Below are 20,245 nucleotides of genomic sequence, written 5' to 3' on the forward strand. Positions count from 1 at the left end.
GCTCAGTCTCCTCGAACATCTTGGCCAACGCCAGATGCGCCCGAACCCGCAACCTGCGCTGCAGGTCAGCATCCGCATATTTCAACGCCCGCTCAAAGCTGGACTGCGCCTTGCCCCATAGCTTCTCGCCCAGGCACAACACGCCAAGCGTGAAGTAGAGATCCGCATCCACCGGATGCTGCGTCAGCCATTTCTCGGCCTGCTGAATCTGCGGCAGCGCACGTCCCGGCTCCGCGCAGTCGGCATAGCGCAAGACTAGCCGGCTATCCCAGTTGACCTTGAGCGCGTCCTCCACGATCTTGCGCGCTTCATCCTGACGGCCCAGCGCCGCGAAATAGCGCGCCGCGGGCTCGGCGATGCGGGCTGCGCGGCGTTCGTCGGTGGACAATGAACGCCAGAAATCCTGCAGGCCCTGCACGTCGTGGCGGCGCTCCTCCAGCAGGGCCTCGCAGGCCAGTTGCTTGAGGCGCAGCGCCAGCACAGGATGCAGGGCGTTGCGCTTTTCCAGCGAGCGCGCCAGGCGCAGGACTTCGGTCCAGTTCTTCAGGTGCTGGTGGGCACGCAGCGCGATGCGCTGCACATGGATCTGGCGCGCGCCCTGGGCCTGCAGCTGCGCGATGGTTTCCAGCGCGCCGTCGGCATCGCGCGCGTCGACCAGCAACTCGGCCATCGACACCAGCCGGGCCTGCTCGCGCTCGGGGTCGGTCACCTGCGCCATCCAGGCGTCGCGCCGCTCGGTTTCCTGCATGCGGTGCGCCGCGCGGGCGCCAATCAGCGCCGCCGTCTGGGCCTGCTCGGGCCAGGCCTGGGCCTCGCGCGCGGTACGCTCGGCACGGGCAAAGCGGCCGGCGAACAGGTTCTCGATGGACTCGCGCAAGGCCGCCTGCGCGCGGCTCATGCGGCTGCGCTCGCGGTAGGCCGCGGCACGCGCCGGCATCTCGGACAGATGGCGCGCGGTGCTGAGGATGGTCCAGACCACGAAGAAGGCCAGCAACAGCAGGGCCAGCGCCAGGTTCAGCGACAGCTCAACCCGGTAAGGCGGGTAGAACAGGACCAGATTGCTCTGGTTGAATTGCGTGAACAGCGCGAGCCCGACCGCGCCGCCAAACAAGATAGCTACCCAGAAAAGAAGCCGCATGCGCTACTCCTTCTTGAGCGCTTGCAGCGCGCCGAGGCTTTCCGCCATGGTGGGCAACTGCACCGTCACGGCGCCGGCCTGGGCCTGCTTGAGCAGGGTCAGCACGGCCTGCACGCGGCGCGACTTGGTGTCGCAATAGCGTCCGATCATGGCTTGCGCGGCCGCCAGGTCATTGCGGAACACGGGCTCGTTGCGCGACAGCAGCGCCAGGCGCGCATTGAGCAGGCGCAGCTTGACGTTCTCGCGCAGGAACCAGCCCTGGTCGCCGGTCAGCAGCAGTGCCTGGGCATCATCCACGCGGCGGATGCGGATGACTTGCATCAGCTCGTCGCGCACGCTGCCCCACAGGCGGCCAAACCAGTTGCCGATCGCGTTGCCGGCCGACACTGCCTCGTCCTTGGCGGCATTCTTGCCAGCCTTGGCGCCGGCGGGCTTGGCGGGCTTGTCGACAGCCTCGGCCTTCGCGTCCGTCTTGCGCGCGTCCGCTTCACTGCGCTCGAGCATGCGCTCGCTCGACAGCAACGGCAGCGTATCGATCTGGTTGATGGCTTCGTCGAGCTTGATCGCAGCGCCGGTCAGGTCCGTATCCGGCACGGCCTTCATGCGCGCCACGTCGCGCGCGATGGCACGGCGCAACAGGTTGTACTGCGGCTTGTCGGTCCGTGCAAGGCGCGTGTCGGCGCTTTGCAGCGCGGCCAGCGCTACCTGCACATTGCCCGTCAGCTGGAGTTGCTGGCCGGCGTTGGTGAGCAGTTGCTGGATCTCGGCGATCTCCCAGTCGTCGCGGTTGCGCATCAGGTCCTGGTAGACCTGCTCCAGCGCGGATTGCTTGTCGCGCGCCTCGCCCACCTGGCCGTCCAGCGCGCCAACCTTGGCCTGCAGTTCCTTGACGGTGTCCTGCGCATTGCGCGAGAGCACCCGGGTTTCCTGCACCAGCGCATCGTTGCTCTGCTGGCGCCGCGCCAGTTCCTGGGTCAGGTGGTCCACGCGCTGCTGCAGCCACCAGAAACCGCCGCCTATGGCGAGGATCAGCAGGAACAGCAGCAGCCACCACGGATTGACGCGGGGCGCGCCGCGCGCGGGCAGCGGGGCGCCAGCCGCGGGAGGCGGGCTGGAGGCGGGAGGAGCGGTATTGTCTTGCGTCACGCGATCGACCTTCGTTGACGTTGCGGGCGGTGGGTTGACTGGTGGTGCTGCCGGGAGCGGCGGCGGCACCGTGGCGAGCGGGACGGGCGCGGCGGCAGCCGGCGGCGCCGCGACAGGCATCGGCGCCGGCGGGCCGGCATGCGCCTGCGCCCACTGGCGGCAAGCCGCCAGCAGGCCTTCGTCTCCGGGCGCCGCGCGCAGCAGGTGCGTGAAGCCAAGGGCCAAGGCCTGTTCGGCGATTCTCGCATGGGGCGCGATGCACTGCACCTGGCGCAGGCAGGCGAGCTCTTGCGGGCTCAGGGCCTGGCGCGCCATCTCATCGAGATTGCGCACGGCTTCGGAGCTGGTCAGCAGCCAGGCCTGCGGTGCCGCGCCCGGCTTGAGAGCGTCGCGCACGGCCTGCCATTGCATGCTGCCGGGCGTGGGGACAGAGCGCTGGTAAGCCTCGACCGCCAGCACCTCGGCGCCGGCGGCGCGCAGGCGCTCGGCCAGCCAGTCGCGTCCGCCGTTGCCACGGATGATCAGGACCTGCCGCCCGGCAAGCGCCCCGGTGCCAAGCTGGGCTTCGAGCTGTTGCCACAGCGCCTCGGAATCGAAGCGCGCCGCGGTGCCGTCGCCACCGTTGRCGGCGTCGCCGTTGTCTGCCTCATGGCCGGTTGTGCAGCCGGCCGGGGCGATCACGCGGCAGTTGGGCGCGGCAATCCCGCGCTCGGCCAGCGCAGCCACGCTGGCAGGGCCAACCACGGCTACCGCTACGGATGCCGGCCACTGCGGCGCGGGCTTGTCCTGCACCTGGGCCAGTGCATCGAGCGCGAAGGCCACGGCATTGGGGCTGACGAAGACCACCAGCGCGAAGTCCGCCAGTTGCGCCAGCGCCGCGCGCAAGGGGGCATCGTCGGCCACGGGGCCGATCGCCAGCAGCGGAAAGCCAAGCACGTCCAGGCCGGCGGCCGACAAGGCCTCGGTAAGTTGCCGGGACTGCCCGGCGGGTCGTGTTACAACGACGGTCGGGCGGGGCATGGGCCGGTCTCAGGCAGGGGCTTGGGGGGACGCCGGATCCGCCAGCGCCGCGAGAATGTCAGCCGCGCCCTGCCCCAACAGGTCCTGGGCAACGGCCTTGCCAAGCGCTTCGGCCTGGCTGGATGCATCGGCGCCTTCCACCACGGCGGCGGACTGGGCCCGCACACAGCGGCTGCCATCGGGCAGCGCCACGAAGGCGTCGATGTGCAGTTGCGCGCCGTCCCAGCGCGCATGCGCGGCAAGCGGCACCTGGCACGAACCGCCCAGCATGCGCGACACGGCACGCTCGGCGGTCACGGCCAGCGCGCTGGGCGCATGGTTCAGCGGCGCCAGCCAAGCGGCCAGCTCGGGGCGGCCGGACCGGATCTCGATGCCCAGCGCACCTTGCCCGGCTGCCGGCAGCGAGCTGACCGGATCCAGYACGGCACGGATACGATTGACCAGGCCAAGCCGCTTGAGGCCGGCGGCGGCCAGGATGATAGCGCCGTAGTCGCCACGGTCGAGCTTGGCCAGGCGGGTATCCAGGTTGCCGCGCAGCGGCTGGATCACCAGGTGGGGGTAGCGGGTGCGCAACGCGGCCTCGCGGCGCAGGCTGGAGGTGCCTACCACGGTGCCGGCGGGCATGTCGTCCAGCGAGGCGAAGCCGCTTGAGACCAGCGCATCGCGCGGGTCCTCGCGCTCCATGATGGCAGTCAGGGCAAACCCCTCAGGTAACTCCATCGGCACATCCTTGAGGGAGTGCACGGCAAGGTCGGCGCGGCCTTCGGCCATCGCGATCTCGAGTTCCTTGACGAACAGGCCCTTGCCGCCAACCTTGGACAAAGTACGGTCTAGAATCTGATCTCCGCGCGTAGTCATTCCGAGAATGGACACATCGCACGCGGGATAGTATTGTTGCAATGCAGCACGCACATGCTCGGCCTGCCACATAGCCAAACGGCTTTCACGGGAGGCAATGACTAGCTTGCGCGGCGCGGCGCTGGAAGACGACGGGGAGACGGATGCTTGCATCCGCGAATGTTAGCACGCACCCCAAGCCGCTCCGGGCCAACAGACAATACACAATAGATAAGAAACGACAGGAGATTGCATGACGCAGCAAGCTGCGCGCCCCGCAGGCCGGCGCAAGCCAACCGCCAGCCGGGCAGACGCCCCCGACACCGCATTGGCTTCCGCCTCGATTCCCGCGACCGCCCCATCTGCCCCATCCGCCAAGGCCACCCGTACCAGGCGCGCCAGCGCCGCGCAGCCTGAAGCAGCGCCCGCCACGACGCCGGCTCGCCGCGCCAGCGACAAGGACGTGCCCTTGCGCGAAGACATCCGCTTCCTGGGCCGCTTGCTGGGCGACTGCGTGCGCGAGCAAGAAGGCGAAGCCGCCTTCGAGGTCGTCGAGACCATCCGCCAGACCGCCGTGCGCTTTCGCCGCGAGAACGACCGCGCCGCCGGCGCGGAGCTGGATCGCCTGCTCAAGCGCCTGTCGCGCGACCAGACCAACTCGGTGGTGCGCGCCTTCAGTTATTTCTCGCACCTGGCCAATATCGCCGAGGACCAGCACCACAACCGCCGCCGTCGCGTGCACGCGCTGGCCGGATCGCCGCCGCAGCCGGGCAGCCTGGCGCATGCGCTGCAGGCCATCGACGCGGCTGGCGTGACCGGCAAGACACTGCGCAAGTTCTTTGACGAAGCGCTGATCGTGCCAGTGCTGACCGCCCACCCGACCGAAGTCCAGCGCAAGAGCATTCTCGACGCCGAGCGCGAGATCGCCCGCCTGCTGGCCGAGCGCGACCTGCCCATGACCGCGCGTGAGCGCGAGCACAACACCGCGCTGTTGCGCGCGCGCGTCACCACGCTGTGGCAGACCCGCATGCTGCGCAATACGCGGCTGATGGTGGTGGACGAAATCGAGAATGCGCTGTCCTACTACCGCACCTGCTTCCTGCGCGGCATCCCGCAACTGATGAGCGAGCTGGAAGAGGACATCGCCGCGGTGTTTCCCGYCACGCGCAAGAGCAAGGCTGCGCCGGCCGCCTCTACCCAGCTCGCGCCCTTCTTCCAGATGGGCTCCTGGATCGGCGGCGATCGCGACGGCAACCCCAATGTCACCGCCGACACGCTGCAACACGCCGCCAGCCAGCAATCGTCGCTGATCCTGGAGTGGTACCTGGACGAAGTCCACGCGCTGGGCGCCGAACTGTCGATGTCGAGCCTGATGGTGGAGGCCAGCCCGGCACTGCTGGCGCTGGCGGATGCCTCGCCCGACCACTCCGATCATCGCGCCGACGAACCGTACCGCCGCGCACTGATCGGCATCTATGCGCGCCTGGCGGCAACCTGCCAGGCCGTCACCGGGCAGGCCGCGCCGCGCCACCCGGTGGCCGACTCCGCGCCCTATGCCGACGCGCAATCCTTTGCCGCCGACGTGCAGGTCGTGATCGACTCGCTGCGCGCCCACCACGGCGAGGCGCTGGCGCGCACCCGCATCGATGCGCTGGCCAAGGCCATCGCCGTGTTCGGCTTCCACCTGGCCTCGATCGACATGCGCCAGGTGTCCGACGTGCACGAGGCGGTGATCGCGGAACTGTTCGCCGCAGCCGGCGTGGAGGCCGACTATGCCGGCCTGACGGAAGCCCGCAAGCTGGAACTGTTGCTGGCCGAGCTGCGCCAGCCGCGCCTGCTGACGCTGCCCTGGCATGCCTATTCCGAGCAGACCCGCAGCGAGCTGGCCATCCTGAACATGGCGCGCGAGCTGCGCGCCCGCTATGGCGCGCGCGTGGCCCGCAACTACATCATCTCGCACACCGAGACGCTGTCCGACCTGGTCGAGGTGCTGCTGCTGCAGAAGGAAACCGGCATGCTGCACGGCACGCTGGGCAGCAAGACCAACCCGGCGCGCCCGGAACTGATGGTGATCCCGCTGTTCGAGACCATCGAAGACTTGCGCAACGCTGCCGGCATCATGCAATCGCTGCTGGAACTGCCGGGCTTTGCCTCGGTGATCGCCCACCATGGCGGCGAGCAGGAAGTGATGCTGGGCTACTCCGACTCCAACAAGGACGGCGGCTTCCTGACCTCCAACTGGGAACTGTACAAGGCCGAGCTGGCACTGGTGCAGGTGTTCGAGGCGCGCCGCGTGAAGCTGCGGCTGTTCCATGGCCGCGGCKGCACCGTTGGCCGCGGCGGCGGCCCGACCTACCAGGCCATCCTGTCGCAGCCGCCGGGCACGGTCAACGGCCAGATCCGCCTGACCGAGCAGGGCGAGATCATCAACAGCAAGTTCGCCAACGCCGAGATCGGCCGGCGCAACCTGGAAACGGTGATCGCCGCCACGCTGGAAGCCTCGCTGCTGCCGACGCAAAACGCGCCGAAGGACCTGGCGACGCGCCGGACGAGCGCGCGCACAAGGCCGCCGTGGCCACGCTGCGCCGCATGGTCAAGACCTGGCCGTTCTTCACCACGCTGCTGTCCAATATGGACATGGTGCTGGCCAAGACCGACCTGGCCGTGGCCTCGCGCTACGCCCAGCTGTGCGAAGACGCCGCGCTGCGCAAGACGGTGTTCGCGCGCATCAGCGCCGAGTGGCACCTAACGTGCGAGATGCTGGCCCTGATCACCGGCCGCCACGAGCGCCTCGCCGACAATCCGCTGCTGGCGYGTTCCATCAAGAACCGCTTCGCCTACCTGGACCCGCTCAACCACTTGCAGGTGGAATTGCTCAAGCGCTACCGCTCGGGCAAGGACGGGGACGACATCCGCGTGCGGCGCGGCATTCACCTGACCATCAACGGGGTGGCGGCGGGCCTGCGCAACAGCGGCTAAGGCGAGGCTGCGCGCACTGCGCAAAAAAACCGCCATGGTGGCTGGCACCATGGCGGGGAACCCGTCCGGCCAGCAGGCCGGACGGCGCAGAGTGCGGCTCGTCTACCGAGGATAGCGGCTATCCGGGCAGAAACGGCCGACCGGGCGCGCCATCCGATGTTGGCGGCCAGGCTTCAGCCGACGAACGCGCCCGGCACCGGGTCTTCGCCGAGCACCGAGAGCAGGATGGCCCAATGCATCGCTTCGTCACCCAGGATGCTGCCGGCGGCCTTGGTCAGCTCGCGATTGTGGAAGTTCGGCAATACACCCAGGTAGGCCGCGGTGGCACCTTTCTCAAGGCCTGCGGCAAAGCGCAATACATCGGCCTGGGTCTTCAGCTGGTCGGTCGGGAAGCCGTATTCACCCGGCTTTTTGGTCATCACGGGGCTGCCGCCCATCTTGGACACCGTGCCAGCCAGCACCTGTGCGTGTGCCTTGTGGTGCGTCTGGAACTTGACCGCGGTTTCCAGCACGGGTTTTTGCAGCAAACCGCTCTCCGCGCCAACCTGATAGGCCGCGATGGCCTGGTATTCCAGCCCGAGGGCAACATTGAGAATGGCGATATCGTCCTTGGTGCTGCCGGACTGAACCTGCGCCCATGCTGGCATCGACTCACCCAGGCTCATGACCGCCAGCGATCCCAGCGCGAACAGGCCGGGGACTTTCAGCAAGCCGCGCCGGCGCGCATCCGGCGCAACAAGGACGCGGCTGTCCGTGTCCTCGCCGGCCCGGCGTTCGTGCTGCGCGGTGCTCGACTGCATGCGTTCCATGGTGCTCTCCTGTATAGGGGTGGATGGCGCCCTCATGGGGTCGCATGCACTCGGATGCGGCTTGCATCGCGGCTGCAACGGCGGCGCCTGTCTCGGTGCCCTCCTCCTCCGCCGACTCCTCTTTTGCCCCCAGGCCGGCCGACGCCGACCTGCTTGCCGCGTTGCTGCAAGGCACGGCCATGGGAGACCGGCACGCCTTGCGGCAGCTCTACGACCAGACCGCAACGAAACTGTTTGGCCTCGCGCTGCGTATAACCAGCAGGCACGATTGGGCGGAGGATGTGGTGCAAGAGAGTTTCGTCAGCATCTGGCATCACGCCGGCGACTACCGGCCGCACCTGGCTGCCCCGATGACCTGGATGACAGCCATCGTGCGCAACCGGGCGCTGGATTGCCTGCGCCGCCAGGCAGCTGCCCGCACCAGCCAGACCGTGGAGCTGGACGACAGCCTCGGCGAGTGGCTGGCCGACGAAGCGGCCGGCCCGGCGGAACTTGCGCTCGCCAGCCAGCAAGCGCGGGCATTGAACCAGTGCCTGCAGCGGCTGGAACAGCCGCAGCGGCAGGCTATCTCGCTGGCCTACCTGAAGGACATGAGCCATAGCGAGCTGTCTGAACAATTGCAGGTGCCGCTTGGCACCGTCAAGTCATGGATACGGCGCGGCCTGGAGCGCCTGCGCACGTGCCTGGAAAGCCTGCCATGAACCTCAGCCGCCGTCCCGACCTGATCGACCGCCTTGCCGCGCAGTATGCGCTGGGCGTGTTGCGCGGGGGCGCGCGCCGCCGGCTGGAAACGCTCGCCCGCGAGGAACCCGCGATCCGCGCGGCCATCAGCCACTGGCAGTCCAGGCTGTCTGGCCTTGCCGAACTCCAGCCTGCATCGGCGCCGGTGGAGAAGGTGTGGTGCGGGATCGAACAACGGCTGGGCTGGCAAGCCATGAAGGCGTCCGACGCGGCGGGCCCAGCCGGTGAGGCACCCGCAGCCTGGTGGCAACGGCTGTGGGCCGCCCCCGGCTTCTGGCGCGGCGCCACCATGGCGACCGCCGTGCTGGCGGCCGTGGCAATCGGCCTCAACGTGCGGATGGCCCGCCAGTTGGACACTGCCCCGCTGGTCAATGCGGTGGCCGTGCTCAACGACGATCGCGCCCAGGYCGCCGTGCTTGTGACTTGGGATGCACGTTCGCAAGCACTGACCTTGCGGCGCCTGGATCACCTGCCACTGAACGATGCGCAGGCCCTGCAGCTTTGGGCCCTCCCGGCCAGCGGCAAGCCGCAGTCGCTCGGCGTGATCGGGCACCAGCGCCAGTTGCGCCTGGCGGTCGCCCAGGCGCTGGGCAAGGTGCCGGCGCTGGCCATCAGCGTGGAGCCGCGCGGCGGCTCGCCCGATCCCAACGGCCCCACCGGGCCGGTGGTGTTCAAGGGCCAGGTCATCGACAACACCTTATAGGGCGTATAGGGCAGGCCGGGAGRCTCTCCCGGACCCGCTACCGTCTGCGTAGGGCCCGGCAGCGATATAATCGCGCTTTCCCCGAATTTTCTCGTTCGCCCCGCGGCCCGCCGCCGGCTTGCGAGCTAACCCAGCCTTACCGCCCATGACCTCCCAACTTGCCAAGAAAGGCGAAGCCTGGTCCGCCCGCTTCTCCGAACCGATGTCCGACCTGGTGAAGCGCTACACCGCTTCGGTGTTCTTCGACAAGCGCCTGGCTCTCTTCGACATCCAGGGTTCGCTGGCGCACGCCGCCATGCTGGCCAAGCAGGGAATCATCGCCGAGGCCGATCGCGCCGAGATCGAGCGCGGCATGACGCAGATCCGTGGCGAGATCGAGGCCGGCAGCTTCGAGTGGAAGCTCGACCTGGAAGACGTCCACCTGAATATCGAAGCGCGCCTGACCGCGCTGGTCGGCGACGCCGGCAAGCGCCTGCACACCGGCCGCTCGCGTAACGACCAGGTCGCTACCGATATCCGCCTGTGGCTGCGCAGCGAGATCGACACCATCATCGGCCTGCTGGGCGCGCTGCGCGGCGCGCTGCTGGACCTGGCCGAGAAGAACGCCGACACCATCCTGCCGGGCTTCACCCACTTGCAGGTCGCCCAGCCGGTCACCTTCGGGCACCATCTGCTGGCCTACGTGGAAATGTTCACGCGCGACGCCGAGCGCATGGCCGACTGCCGCCGCCGCGTGAACCGCCTGCCGCTGGGCGCCGCCGCGCTGGCCGGCACCAGCTACCCGATCGACCGTGAGTTCGTGGCGCAGCAGCTGGGCTTCGACGGCGTGTGCCGCAACTCGCTGGACGCCGTCTCCGACCGCGACTTCGCCATCGAGTTCTGCGCCGCCGCCGCGCTGGTGATGACCCACATCTCGCGCTTCTCCGAAGAACTGGTGATCTGGATGAGCCCGCGCGTGGGCTTTATCGACATCGCCGACCGCTTCTGCACGGGCAGCTCGATCATGCCGCAGAAGAAGAACCCGGACGTGCCCGAACTGGCGCGCGGCAAGACCGGCCGCGTCAACGGCCACCTGATCGGCCTCCTGACCCTGATGAAGGGCCAGCCCCTGGCGTACAACAAGGACAACCAGGAAGACAAGGAGCCGCTGTTCGACACGGTCGACACCGTGGCCGACACGCTGCGCATCTTCGCCGACATGGTGCCGGGCATCTCGGTCAAGCCGGACGCCATGCGCGCCGCTGCGCTGCAAGGCTACGCCACCGCCACCGACCTGGCCGACTACCTGGTCAAGCACGGCCTGCCCTTCCGCGATGCCCACGAAGCCGTGGCCCACGCGGTGCGCGCCTGCGACGACCGTCGCTGCGACCTGGCCGACCTGACCGTGGCCGAGCTGCGCGACGTCACCGGCCTGGGCGACAAGGCCGCGCTGATCGGCGATGACGTGCACGCGGTGCTGACGCTGGAGGGCTCGGTCGCGGCGCGTAACCATATCGGCGGCACCGCGCCGGCGCAGGTGCGCGCGGCGATTGCCGCGGCGCGCGCCACGCTCTAAACACAGGCTGCGGACTCCATGCAGCGCAGCGTGCCGATGTAAGTTTCACGTAAGTTTTATTTTGAAAGAATGCCGCCAGGGCAGGCCCCTCCTGGCGGCTTTTTTTATTGCCTCCCGGCCCTTTTGATTTTTGCGCGATGCGGTAGGTATTAGCCCCAAGCGCCGAAGTATTTTGTTACAGATAAACTAATCGCCGCAAAAACAGGGGAGACAACCCATGTATTACTTGCTTGGTCTGTCACGACAGATCGACAGGTTKAATCAGCACACGGGCAGGCTTGCAAACATCATGATCCTGCTGTCGTGCCTGATCAGCGCAGGCAACGCCCTGCTGCGTTACGGCTTCAACCTCAGCGACAACTGGCCGCTCGAATTGCAGTGGTATATGTTTGCCATCGCGGTGATGTTCGGCGCCTCCTACACATTCCAGCGCAACGAACACGTGCGCGTGGACCTGATCTACGGCAACGTATCGGAGCGCGCGCAACACTGGATCGACATCTTCGGGATCATCTTCTTCCTGCTGCCTTCGTGCGTGCTGTTTGCCTGGCTGTCGTGGGATTCCCTGTTCCTGCCCTCGTGGCGCATCCTCGAGCAATCCGGTAATTCCGGCGGCCTGCCGCGATACCCGATCAAGCTGGTGGTGCCCCTCGGCTTTGTCCTGCTGGGTCTGCAGGGCGTGTCCGAGCTGATCAAGCGCATCGCCGCCCTCAAGGGCCTGGTGCGCATCGAATCGAAATACGAGAGGCCGGTGCAATGATTCCATTGGAATATATGCCGCCGCTGATGTTCGGMGGCCTGGTGGTATTCATGCTGATCGGTTTTCCGGTMGCATTTTCGCTGTCGGCGGTGGGCCTTGCCTTCGGCATCMTGGCCATCGAGTTCGGCTACTTCCCGGTCAGTTTCCTGCAGGCGGTGCCGAGCCGCGTGTTCGGCAGCGTGCTGGCCAACGAGCTGCTGCTCGCCATCCCGTTCTTCACCTTCATGGGGGCGATACTGGAGAAGTGCGGGCTGGCCGAGGACATGCTGGACTCCATGGGCCAGTTGTTTGGCCCGGTGCGCGGCGGCCTGGGCTACTCGGTGATMATCGTGGGCTTCATCCTCGGCGCCATCACCGGCACCGTGGCGGCGCAGGTGATCGCCATGGCGATGATCTCGCTGCCGGTGATGATGCGCTACCGCTACAACATGAAGTACGCCACGGGCGTGCTGGCGGCGTCGGGCACCATCACGCAGCTGGTGCCGCCGTCGCTGGTGCTGGTCGTGCTGGCCGACCAGCTCAAGACGCCGATGGGCAGCGCCGACGTGGGCAGCATGTACCTGGGTGCCTGGGGCCCGTCGGTGATCCAGATCGCGCTGTTCGCGCTTTATACCTTCGTGCTGACGCGCGTCAAACCCGACTGGCTGCCGCCGGTGCCGGTGGAAGAACGCACGCTGCGCGGCTGGCCGCTGTGGCGCAAATGCCTGCGCGGCATCATTCCCTGCGCGGTGCTGATCTTCCTGGTGCTGGGCACGATCATGCTGGGCATCGCCACGCCGACCGAATCCGGCGCCATGGGCGCAGTCGGCGCGCTGGTGCTGGCGGTGCTGCGCGACCCCGGCTTCGGCAAGCTCGACCGTACCTTGTACCGCATCGGCCTTGCCGCCACGGGCGTGGCCATCATCGCCGGCACCGTCGCGTTCGGCTCGCATGCCTTCCGCATTCCGCTGGCTGTGGTCTACCTCGTGATCACGTGGCTGCTGCTGCGCGCCGGGCAACTGAGCGCGCTGCGCGGGCTGATCATCGAGGCTTACCAGTCCACGGCGCGCATCACCGCCATGGTGGTGTTCATCCTGATCGGCTCCACCTGCTTTTCGGTGGTGTTCCAGGGCGTGGATGGCGGCGCCTGGGTGGAGCACATGTTCACCTCGCTGCCGGGCGGCTGGATCGGCTTCCTGCTGGTGGTCAACCTGTTCATCTTCTTCCTCGCCTTCTTCCTGGACTTCTTCGAGATCGCCTTCATCGTGGTGCCGATGCTGGCGCCGGTTGCGGTCAAGGTGCTGGCCCCGGTCGTCGCCGATTCGATGGGCGGCAACCCGGAAGCGGCGGCCACTGCGGCGCTGGTGTGGTTCGGCGTGATGCTGTGCGTGAACATGCAGACTTCCTTCATGCACCCGCCCTTCGGCTTCGCGCTGTTCTACCTGCGCGGCATCGCGCCCAAGGAAGTGAAGAGCTCTGACATCTACTGGGGCGCGCTGCCCTGGGTCGGCCTGCAGCTGATCATGGTCGTGCTGGTGATGTTCTGGCCGGGCTTGGTGACGATGTTCCTGGACAAGGGGTCGTTGCACCATAGCAATGCGGCGGAGGTCTCGATTCCGCTGGGGGGCGAGAGCCCGGGCGGAGCGGCCTCGGTGCCAGCGCCGGTGCCGGGCGGACGTAGCGAGCCAGGCACGCTGGAGTTGCCGTCGGCGCCGGCCGACAGCGAGCCCGCCACGCCGCAGTTCGAGTTCGACAAGAAGAAGTAGTTAGTGAAATCGCCGGGGGCTTCGGTCGCTGGCATGGAAAAAGGCCTCGGGTTCAGTTCAAACCCGAGGCCTTTTTTTGATTTCCGGGGTTGCCCCCGCGTCTTGTCTGGTTAGTTCAGGTCACGGCAGCAGCAGGATAGCGCCCGTGGTCGCGCGCGCCTCGGCCACCCTATGCGCCTCGGCCACCTGCTCAAGCGGGAAGCGCGCGCCAATGGCTGCCCGGATCGCGCCCTGCCCGATCGCCTGGAACACGTCCGCCGCGTTGGCGCGGAACGTCTGCGCGTCGGCGTTGTGCGGGAACACCGATGGCCGCGTCAGGAACAGGCAACCCTTCTTGCTGAGCAGTTCCGGCTCGAACGCCGGCACGGGGCCCGAGGCGGCGCCATAGAGCGCCACCAGCCCGAATGGCGCCGCGCAGTCCAGCGAGCCTATGAAGGTATGCTTGCCCACCGAGTCGTAGACCACGCGCGCCTTGCGCCCGCCGGTGGCAGCAATCACCTGCGCCACCCAGTCCGCCTGCGAATAGTCGATGGCGGCATCGCACCCTGCCGCGCGGGCCACTTCGCACTTCTCGGCCGAGCCGGCGGTGCCGATCACGGTGGCGCCGAGCGCCTTGGCCCAGCTGCTGAGGATCTGCCCTACGCCGCCTGCGGCGGCATGCACCAGCACGATGTCGCCGGCTTGCACGGGATGTGTCTTGCGCACGAGGTATTGCGCGGTCATGGCCTTGAAGAAGACCGCCGCGGCGGTGAGGTCGTCAATGCTGTCGGGCAGCTTGACCAGCTTGTCGGCGGGCACGTTGCGCCGGCTGGCATAGGCACCGATGCCAGCATGCATGTAGACCACGCGGTCGCCTTCGCGCAGGGCGGTCACGCCCTCGCCCACCGCTTCGACCACGCCGGCGGCCTCATGGCCCAGCCCGGTCGGCGATGGCAGCGGGTACTTGCCCGAGCGCTGGTAGACGTCGATGTAATTGAAGCCGATGGCGGTCTGGCGCAACTGCACCTGGCCGGCCGCCGGCGCGGGCAACTCGGCATTCACCAGGCGCATCACTTCGGGGCCGCCGAACTCCGTCAATTCCACCACGCGTGCTGATGTCATTTCCACTCCGTCGAGTTTGCATAGATTTGTGAGCGCCACTCTATCGCAATCTCGCGCGGCGCGTCGGCCGTGCGCAAGGACTGGGCGAGCGCAGAAAAAAGGCCTCGCACGCGCGAGGCCCTCTTTCCTGCCGCCAGCCTGCGTTACTTCACGCAGTCGACGAAATACGCCTTGCCACCACCCTCGACCTCTTCCTCGACCAGGCCGTGGATGTCGGTCTCGAAGCCGGGGAACAGCTTGTTGAACTCGCGCGCGAACTTCAGGTACTGCACGATGATGCGGTTGAAGCGCTCGCCCGGGATCAGCAGCGGAATGCCCGGCGGGTACGGCGTGAGCAGGATGGCGGTGACGCGGCCTTCCAGCTCGTCGACGGCCACGCGCTCGATCTCGCGGTGCGCCATCATCGCCCACGCGTCCGACGGCTTCATCGCCGGTTCCATGTCCGACAGATACATCTCGGTGGTCACGCGGGCCACGTCATTGGCCTTGTAGACGCTGTGGATCGCGTCGCACAGGTCGCGCAGGCCGAGCTTCTCGTACTGGGGATGCTTGCCGACGAATTCCGGCAGCACGCGCCACAGCGGCTGGTTCTGGTCGTAGTCGTCCTTGAACTGCTGCAGCTCGGTCACCAGCGAGTTCCAGCGGCCCTTGGTGATGCCGATGGTGAACATGATGAAGAACGAGTACAGCCCGGTCTTCTCGATGATGATGCCGTGCTCGGCCAGGTACTTGGTGACGATGGCCGCAGGGATGCCGCGGTCGCTGAACTCGCCATCCACGTCCAGGCCCGGCGTGATGATGGTGGCCTTGATCGGGTCGAGCAGGTTGAAGCCATCGGCCAGGTCGCCGAAGCCGTGCCAGCGTTCGTTGGCCTTGAGCATCCACTCTTCGCGGTCGCCGATGTCGTCCTCGACCAGCGCCTCGGGGCCCCACACCTTGAACCACCAGTCGCCGTTGTTGCCGGCATCGTAGTCGCCTTCCACCTTGCGCATGGCGCGGCGGAAGTCCATCGCTTCCTGGATGCTTTCTTCGACCAGCGCGGTGCCGCCCGGGGCTTCCATCATCGCCGCCGCCACGTCGCACGAGGCAATGATCGAGTACTGCGGGCTGGTGGACGTGTGCATCAGGTACGCCTCGTTGAACCGGTAGCGGTCCAGCTTGCGCGTGTCCGAATCCTGCACGAGGATCTGCGATGCCTGCGACAGGCCGGCCAGCAGCTTGTGGGTGGACTGCGTGGCGAACACCAGCGCGTCCTTGCTGCGCGGGCGGTCCTTGCCGATCGCGTGCATGTTGCGATAGAAGTCGTGGAATGCCGCGTGCGGCAGCCAGGCTTCGTCAAAATGCAGCGTGTCGATCTCGGTGGCCAGCATTTCCTTGATCTGTTCGGCGTTGTACAGCACGCCGTCGTAGGTGCCCTGGGTGATGGTCAGGATGCGCGGCTTCTGGTTCTTGGCCTGGCTGGCGAACGGGTGCGCGGCAATCTTGCGGCGAATGGTCTCGGGATCGAACTCGCTCTTCGGGATCGGGCCGATGATGCCGTAGTGATTGCGCGTGGGCATCAGGAACACGGGAATCGCGCCCGTCATCATGATCGCGTGCAGGATCGACTTGTGGCAGTTGCGGTCCACCACCACGATGTCGCCCGGCGCCACGTTGGCATGCCACACCATCTTGTTCGAGGTGGACGTGCCGTTGGTGACGAAGTACATGTGGTCGGAGTTGAAGATGCGCGCGGCATTGCGCTCCGAGGCCGCCACCGGGCCGGTGTGGTCGAGCAGCTGGCCGAGCTCGTCGACGGCATTGCAGACGTCGGCGCGCAGCATGTTCTCGCCGAAGAACTGGTGGAACACCTGGCCGACCGGGCTCTTCAGGAACGCCACGCCACCCGAGTGGCCGGGGCAATGCCACGAATACGAGCTGTCCTGCGCGTAGGCGATCAGCGCCTTGAAGAACGGCGGCGCCAGCGAGTCCAGGTAGACCCGGGCTTCGCGGATGATGTGGCGCGCGACGAATTCCGGCGTGTCCTCGAACATGTGGATGAAGCCGTGCAGCTCGCGCAGGATATCGTTGGGGATATGCCGCGAGGTACGCGTCTCGCCATACAGGAAGATGGGCAGGTCCGTATTGCGGCGGCGCACTTCGTTGACGAAGGCGCGCAGCTTCTCGATGGCCGCGGCTTCGGGCCGGTCGTCTTCGCTGACGAACTCGTCGTCGTCGATCGACACGATGAACGAGGAGGCGCGGCTGGACTGCTGGGCGAAGGAGGTCAGGTCGCCATAGCTGGTCAGGCCCATCACCTCCATGCCTTCTTGCTCGATGGCCTGCGCCAGCGCGCGGATGCCCGAGCCGGAAATGTTCTCGGAGCGGAAGTCTTCATCGATGATGATGACGGGGAAGCGGAATTTCATTTGGCATCCTTGGACGGCAAGAAGGACTTGAGCCACATGGCCCGGGGATTCGTCCCCCTGGGTCGGCATGTGGCTCGACGTTCAGGCTTGGCGCGCGGCCCCGGGGTTACCCGTAACACCGCAACGCGCGCATTGTATGCGATCAGGTCTTCGGCAGTGTGACACCTTGCTGACCCTGGTACTTGCCACCGCGATCGCGGTAGGAAGTCTCGCAGATCTCGTCGCTCTCGAAGAACAGCACCTGGGCACAACCTTCGCCGGCGTAGATCTTGGCAGGCAGCGGCGTGGTGTTCGAGAACTCCAGCGTCACATAGCCTTCCCATTCCGGCTCGAACGGGGTCACGTTGACGATGATGCCGCAGCGCGCGTAGGTGCTCTTGCCCAGGCAGATGGTCAGCACGCTGCGCGGAATGCGGAAATACTCCATCGTGCGGGCCAGCGCGAAGGAGTTCGGCGGGATGATGCAGACATCGCCCTTGAAGTCGACAAAGGACTTTTCGTCGAAGTTCTTCGGATCGACGATGGTGCTGTTGATATTGGTGAAGATCTTGAATTCGTCGGCGCAGCGGATGTCGTAGCCGTAGCTCGAGGTGCCGTACGAAACGATCTTGCGGCCGTCTTCTTCCCGTACCTGGCCGGGCTCGAAGGGCTCGATCATGCCGTGCTGTTCCGCCATGCGGCGGATCCACTTATCGGATTTGATGCTCATAGGGGTATCGGGATGAACAAATGAGGGCAGGCTCGGGCGCGGTCCATGCTGACCGGGAACGCTGCTCGCATTTGCTCACAGGCGCGCCGGACCTGCCGGGGCCTTGCGATGGGCCGCATTGTACAACCAAAATCCGGCATCACCGCCTTAAATGCCACCCCGGCCCCGGAACGGGCCGTCCACCCCCGGGTGTCAGGCCGTGGCTTGCTCCGGCAACTGGTGCCGGAAGCGTTCGCGGCCGGTATAGAGCAGGAAGTGGCGCCCCGTGCACCGGGCAAAGAGGGCCAGGTTGACGCGCTGGGCCATCTGGTAGCCCATCTGCGTGACACCCGAGCGCGACAGCAGGAAGGGGATGCCCATCTGGGCGCCCTTGATCACCATCTCCGAAGTCAACCGCCCGGTGGTGTAGAACACCTTGTCGGCGCCGCTCATGCCTTCGAGCCACATCAGGCCCGCGATGGCATCCACGGCGTTGTGCCGGCCCACATCCTCGATGAACATCAGCAGCTCGCGCCCGCGGAACAGTGCACAGCCATGCACGGAGCCAGCCTGTTTGTAGACCGACTGCTGCAGCCGGATGGTGTCGACGATGCCGTAGAGCGTTTCCTGGTCCAGGGTGGCGTCGTCCGGCAGCCGGATGTTGTCCACTTCGTCCAGCAACGAGCCAAACACGGTGCCCTGGCCACAGCCGGTGGTCACCACCCGGCGCGCCGTGCGCTCCTCGATGCGATCCACGCCCGTGCGGGTCGTGACGGCGGCGGATTCGGTTTCCCAGTCGACCTGGATCGCGGCGATATCCTCGACCGATTCGACCAGGCGCTGGTTGCGCAGGTAGCCCAGCACCAGGGCCTCGGGCGCCCCGCCCAGCGTCATCAGCGTCACCAGCTCGCGTTTGTCCAGGTAGACCGTCAGCGGGCGCTCGCCGGGCAGGAAGGCCTGGCGCACGCGCCCCTGCTCGTCGACCACCTCGACCTCTTCGATCAGGGGGACGCACGCGTGGGTCATTTCAGGGCGCAGGGGCATGGGCGTGGGGGATGCGGGATGGACGGCGCGCGCCGGGAACCGCCGGCCCGTGCCGCCCCGCCCCATCCGTCAGGACTTGGCGATCACGCCGCAAGCGATGCGGCCGCCGGAGTTGCCGGTGGGCTGGGTTTTGTAGTCGTCCGGGTCCTTGTGGACGACCACTGCGCGGCCCACCAGGCTGGTGGGGCCGGCGCCCAAGGTCACGCCGGTCAGCTCGAAGCTGGCCTGGGCGCGGCCGGTAGCGTCGGCCTTGAGGTTGTTGATGTCGCCGGCATGATGGTCGGGCATCGACATCGAGCCGTGCGGCTTGGCCGTCGGGTTGAAGTGGCCGCCCGCGCTCATGGCGTCGGGGGCCGAGCAGTCGCCCTTCTCGTGCACATGGAAGCCGTGCTCGGTATTGGGCGGCAGACCGGTTACGTCGGCCTTGACCAGCACCTTGTCACCGCGCTGGGTGAAGGTGATGCTGCCCTGCGTCGCGGTGCCGCTCTTGGACGCCAGTGCGGCGACCGCGGTATCGGAGCTGCCCATCCCCATGCCCCCGCAGCCAGCCACAGTGCCTGCCAGGGTGCCCGCTACCGCCAGACTGAAAAGTACACGTACACGCTTCATGCCGAACCTCCTCTCACGGTGATGTCCGGGGCGATTGTACCGCTCCCGTGCGCGGCGCTGCGGCCGGTTTGTGATCCGAAGGCGTGGCGGCAGGTGCGGTGGAAGGCCCTCCAGCAGTGCTTGCTGCGGCTTGCGCAGCCGGCGCTTGCGCCACGAACGGGCCCGGATCGGCGCACGGCGCGGACGTGGCAGCCGCCGGCACCGCCTTGCCTTTGGCCTGCATGTCGCTGTAGTAGCGCGCCGCCGCCTTGTCTTGTGCTCGGCAGAGCTGATAGGCGGCCACCTTGTCGGCCCAGCCGGCGCGCGCCTTGGCCTCGTCGGCCTTGAGCTTTTGCGCCTCCGTGGGCGGCGGCAGCTTGGCCAGGGCGCCTGTGCCGCCAAGGGCCAGGGCGAGCACCAGCAGAATGCGGTTCATGGATCGGGCTCCTCGTTGGGGATCGGCCGTGCGCGCTCAGACTTCGCCCGGGCTGGCCCGGCCGCCGGCACGCTCGCCCGGCTCCGGCTCAGCCGCGCGCTGCGCGGGGATCTTGCCTGCCTTGATATCGTCGTACCAGAGCTCGTGGTGCTCCTTGGCCCAGGCTTCATCGACCCAGCCGTCGCGCATGGCGCGGTAGGCCCCTTCCATGCCGATGGTACCCATGTAGATATGGCCGCAAGCCATGGCGATCATCAGCACCGCCGCGATGCCATGGATGATGTTGGCGATCTGCATGGTGGCGCGGTAGAAATCCATGCCAGGCACGATCATGTCGAGCACCCAGCCGGAGGCCGACAGGATCAGGCCGAAGACCACCAGCCCGCCCCAGAACCAGGCCTTCTCGCCAGCGTTGAAGCGCCCGCTTGGCACGTGCTTGCCGGACACGAGCCCGCCAAGCTTGACGAGCCACTGCCAGTCCTCCCGGGCGGGGAAGTTGTCGCGCACGAAGATCACGAAGCCGACGATCACCGACAAGGTAAAGACC

Annotated in this window: 16 protein-coding genes and 1 pseudogene; 6 read left to right on the plus strand and 11 right to left on the minus strand. The window is 67.1% G+C overall.

Annotation, left to right across the window (positions count from 1 at the left end):
• The 3 genes from AC1DS3_RS26675 to hemC form a co-directional block, all read right to left on the minus strand.
• The coding region (locus AC1DS3_RS26675) for a heme biosynthesis HemY N-terminal domain-containing protein (RefSeq protein ID WP_477128290.1) at positions 1 to 1,138 on the minus strand (1,138 nt) is incomplete at its 3' end.
• Positions 1,139 to 1,141: 3 nt separating this feature from the next.
• Positions 1,142 to 3,304 (minus strand): fused uroporphyrinogen-III synthase HemD/membrane protein HemX, encoded by a 2,163-nt coding sequence (hemDX, locus tag AC1DS3_RS26680; RefSeq protein WP_477128291.1) that lies wholly within the window; start codon positions 3,302 to 3,304, stop codon positions 1,142 to 1,144.
• A gap of 9 nt (positions 3,305 to 3,313) precedes the next feature.
• On the minus strand, positions 3,314 to 4,315 hold the full coding sequence (gene hemC, locus AC1DS3_RS26685) for a hydroxymethylbilane synthase (protein WP_441633332.1): 1,002 nt from the start codon (positions 4,313 to 4,315) through the stop codon (positions 3,314 to 3,316).
• Positions 4,316 to 4,394: 79 nt separating this feature from the next.
• Between hemC and ppc the strand changes: the two are divergent.
• Positions 4,395 to 7,120, plus strand: a pseudogene (gene ppc, locus AC1DS3_RS26690) (phosphoenolpyruvate carboxylase).
• 173 nt (positions 7,121 to 7,293) lie between these two features.
• Here the strand turns inward: ppc and AC1DS3_RS26695 are convergent.
• Positions 7,294 to 7,929 carry a ferritin-like domain-containing protein gene (locus AC1DS3_RS26695; protein WP_477128292.1) on the minus strand — a complete coding sequence of 212 codons (636 nt, stop codon included), beginning with the start codon at positions 7,927 to 7,929 and terminating at the stop codon, positions 7,294 to 7,296.
• A 44-nt stretch (positions 7,930 to 7,973) separates the two neighbouring features.
• On the opposite strand from AC1DS3_RS26695, the gene AC1DS3_RS26700 reads away from it, so the two are divergent.
• The 5 genes from AC1DS3_RS26700 to AC1DS3_RS26720 all read left to right on the plus strand — a co-directional run bounded on the left by AC1DS3_RS26700 (position 7,974) and on the right by AC1DS3_RS26720 (position 13,433).
• Complete coding sequence (locus AC1DS3_RS26700; RefSeq protein ID WP_477128293.1) at positions 7,974 to 8,630, plus strand: sigma-70 family RNA polymerase sigma factor; 657 nt, start codon at positions 7,974 to 7,976, stop codon at positions 8,628 to 8,630.
• Positions 8,627 to 9,373 carry an anti-sigma factor gene (locus AC1DS3_RS26705; protein WP_477128294.1) on the plus strand — a complete coding sequence of 249 codons (747 nt, stop codon included), beginning with the start codon at positions 8,627 to 8,629 and terminating at the stop codon, positions 9,371 to 9,373. The genes AC1DS3_RS26700 and AC1DS3_RS26705 overlap by 4 nt, the downstream gene beginning before the upstream one ends.
• A 145-nt stretch (positions 9,374 to 9,518) precedes the next feature.
• The gene (gene argH / locus AC1DS3_RS26710; RefSeq protein WP_441633324.1) at positions 9,519 to 10,928 is read left to right on the plus strand and encodes an argininosuccinate lyase; all 1,410 of its coding nucleotides are present in this window, start codon (positions 9,519 to 9,521) and stop codon (positions 10,926 to 10,928) included.
• A 217-nt stretch (positions 10,929 to 11,145) separates the two neighbouring features.
• Positions 11,146 to 11,688 carry a TRAP transporter small permease subunit gene (locus tag AC1DS3_RS26715; protein ID WP_477128295.1) on the plus strand — a complete coding sequence of 181 codons (543 nt, stop codon included), beginning with the start codon at positions 11,146 to 11,148 and terminating at the stop codon, positions 11,686 to 11,688.
• Positions 11,685 to 13,433, plus strand: coding sequence for a TRAP transporter large permease (locus AC1DS3_RS26720; protein WP_477128296.1), 1,749 nt, complete (start codon positions 11,685 to 11,687; stop codon positions 13,431 to 13,433). Before AC1DS3_RS26715 ends, AC1DS3_RS26720 begins: the two co-directional genes overlap by 4 nt.
• Before the next feature lie 120 nt (positions 13,434 to 13,553).
• On the opposite strand, the gene AC1DS3_RS26725 is transcribed toward AC1DS3_RS26720, so the two are convergent.
• The 7 genes from AC1DS3_RS26725 to AC1DS3_RS26755 form a co-directional block, all read right to left on the minus strand.
• Entirely contained in the window at positions 13,554 to 14,534 is a 981-nt protein-coding gene (locus tag AC1DS3_RS26725) for a quinone oxidoreductase family protein (protein WP_441633320.1), read from the minus strand.
• 143 nt (positions 14,535 to 14,677) lie between these two features.
• Positions 14,678 to 16,942, minus strand: a complete 2,265-nt coding sequence (locus tag AC1DS3_RS26730) for an arginine/lysine/ornithine decarboxylase (RefSeq protein WP_183036612.1) — start codon at positions 16,940 to 16,942, stop codon at positions 14,678 to 14,680.
• A 142-nt stretch (positions 16,943 to 17,084) separates the two neighbouring features.
• A complete protein-coding gene (dcd, locus tag AC1DS3_RS26735) occupies positions 17,085 to 17,651 on the minus strand; it encodes a dCTP deaminase (RefSeq protein ID WP_017230746.1) in 567 nt (188 codons plus the stop codon).
• Positions 17,652 to 17,843: 192 nt separating this feature from the next.
• Entirely contained in the window at positions 17,844 to 18,674 is an 831-nt protein-coding gene (locus AC1DS3_RS26740; RefSeq protein WP_416049447.1) for a formate dehydrogenase accessory sulfurtransferase FdhD, read from the minus strand.
• A 69-nt stretch (positions 18,675 to 18,743) separates the two neighbouring features.
• Positions 18,744 to 19,283, minus strand: a complete 540-nt coding sequence (locus AC1DS3_RS26745; RefSeq protein ID WP_477128297.1) for a superoxide dismutase family protein — start codon at positions 19,281 to 19,283, stop codon at positions 18,744 to 18,746.
• Between the two features lie 13 nt (positions 19,284 to 19,296).
• The gene (locus AC1DS3_RS26750; RefSeq protein WP_477128298.1) at positions 19,297 to 19,698 is read right to left on the minus strand and encodes a hypothetical protein; all 402 of its coding nucleotides are present in this window, start codon (positions 19,696 to 19,698) and stop codon (positions 19,297 to 19,299) included.
• A 36-nt stretch (positions 19,699 to 19,734) separates the two neighbouring features.
• On the minus strand, positions 19,735 to 20,245 hold a 511-nt coding region (locus AC1DS3_RS26755; protein WP_477128299.1), incomplete at its 5' end, for a formate dehydrogenase subunit gamma.

The organism is Cupriavidus sp. 01L46, from assembly GCF_056399905.1.

Bases quoted from the DNA above. Each gene is read 5' to 3' on its own strand.
- AC1DS3_RS26695 (WP_477128292.1), bottom strand. From the start codon at position 7,929: ATGGAACGCATGCAGTCGAGCACCGCGCAGCACGAACGCCGGGCCGGC.
- AC1DS3_RS26700 (WP_477128293.1), top strand. From the start codon at position 7,974: ATGCACTCGGATGCGGCTTGCATCGCGGCTGCAACGGCGGCGCCTGTC.
- argH (WP_441633324.1), top strand. From the start codon at position 9,519: ATGACCTCCCAACTTGCCAAGAAAGGCGAAGCCTGGTCCGCCCGCTTC.
- AC1DS3_RS26725 (WP_441633320.1), bottom strand. From the start codon at position 14,534: ATGACATCAGCACGCGTGGTGGAATTGACGGAGTTCGGCGGCCCCGAA.
- AC1DS3_RS26730 (WP_183036612.1), bottom strand. From the start codon at position 16,942: ATGAAATTCCGCTTCCCCGTCATCATCATCGATGAAGACTTCCGCTCC.
- dcd (WP_017230746.1), bottom strand. From the start codon at position 17,651: ATGAGCATCAAATCCGATAAGTGGATCCGCCGCATGGCGGAACAGCAC.
- AC1DS3_RS26740 (WP_416049447.1), bottom strand. From the start codon at position 18,674: ATGCCCCTGCGCCCTGAAATGACCCACGCGTGCGTCCCCCTGATCGAA.
- AC1DS3_RS26745 (WP_477128297.1), bottom strand. From the start codon at position 19,283: ATGAAGCGTGTACGTGTACTTTTCAGTCTGGCGGTAGCGGGCACCCTG.
- AC1DS3_RS26750 (WP_477128298.1), bottom strand. From the start codon at position 19,698: ATGAACCGCATTCTGCTGGTGCTCGCCCTGGCCCTTGGCGGCACAGGC.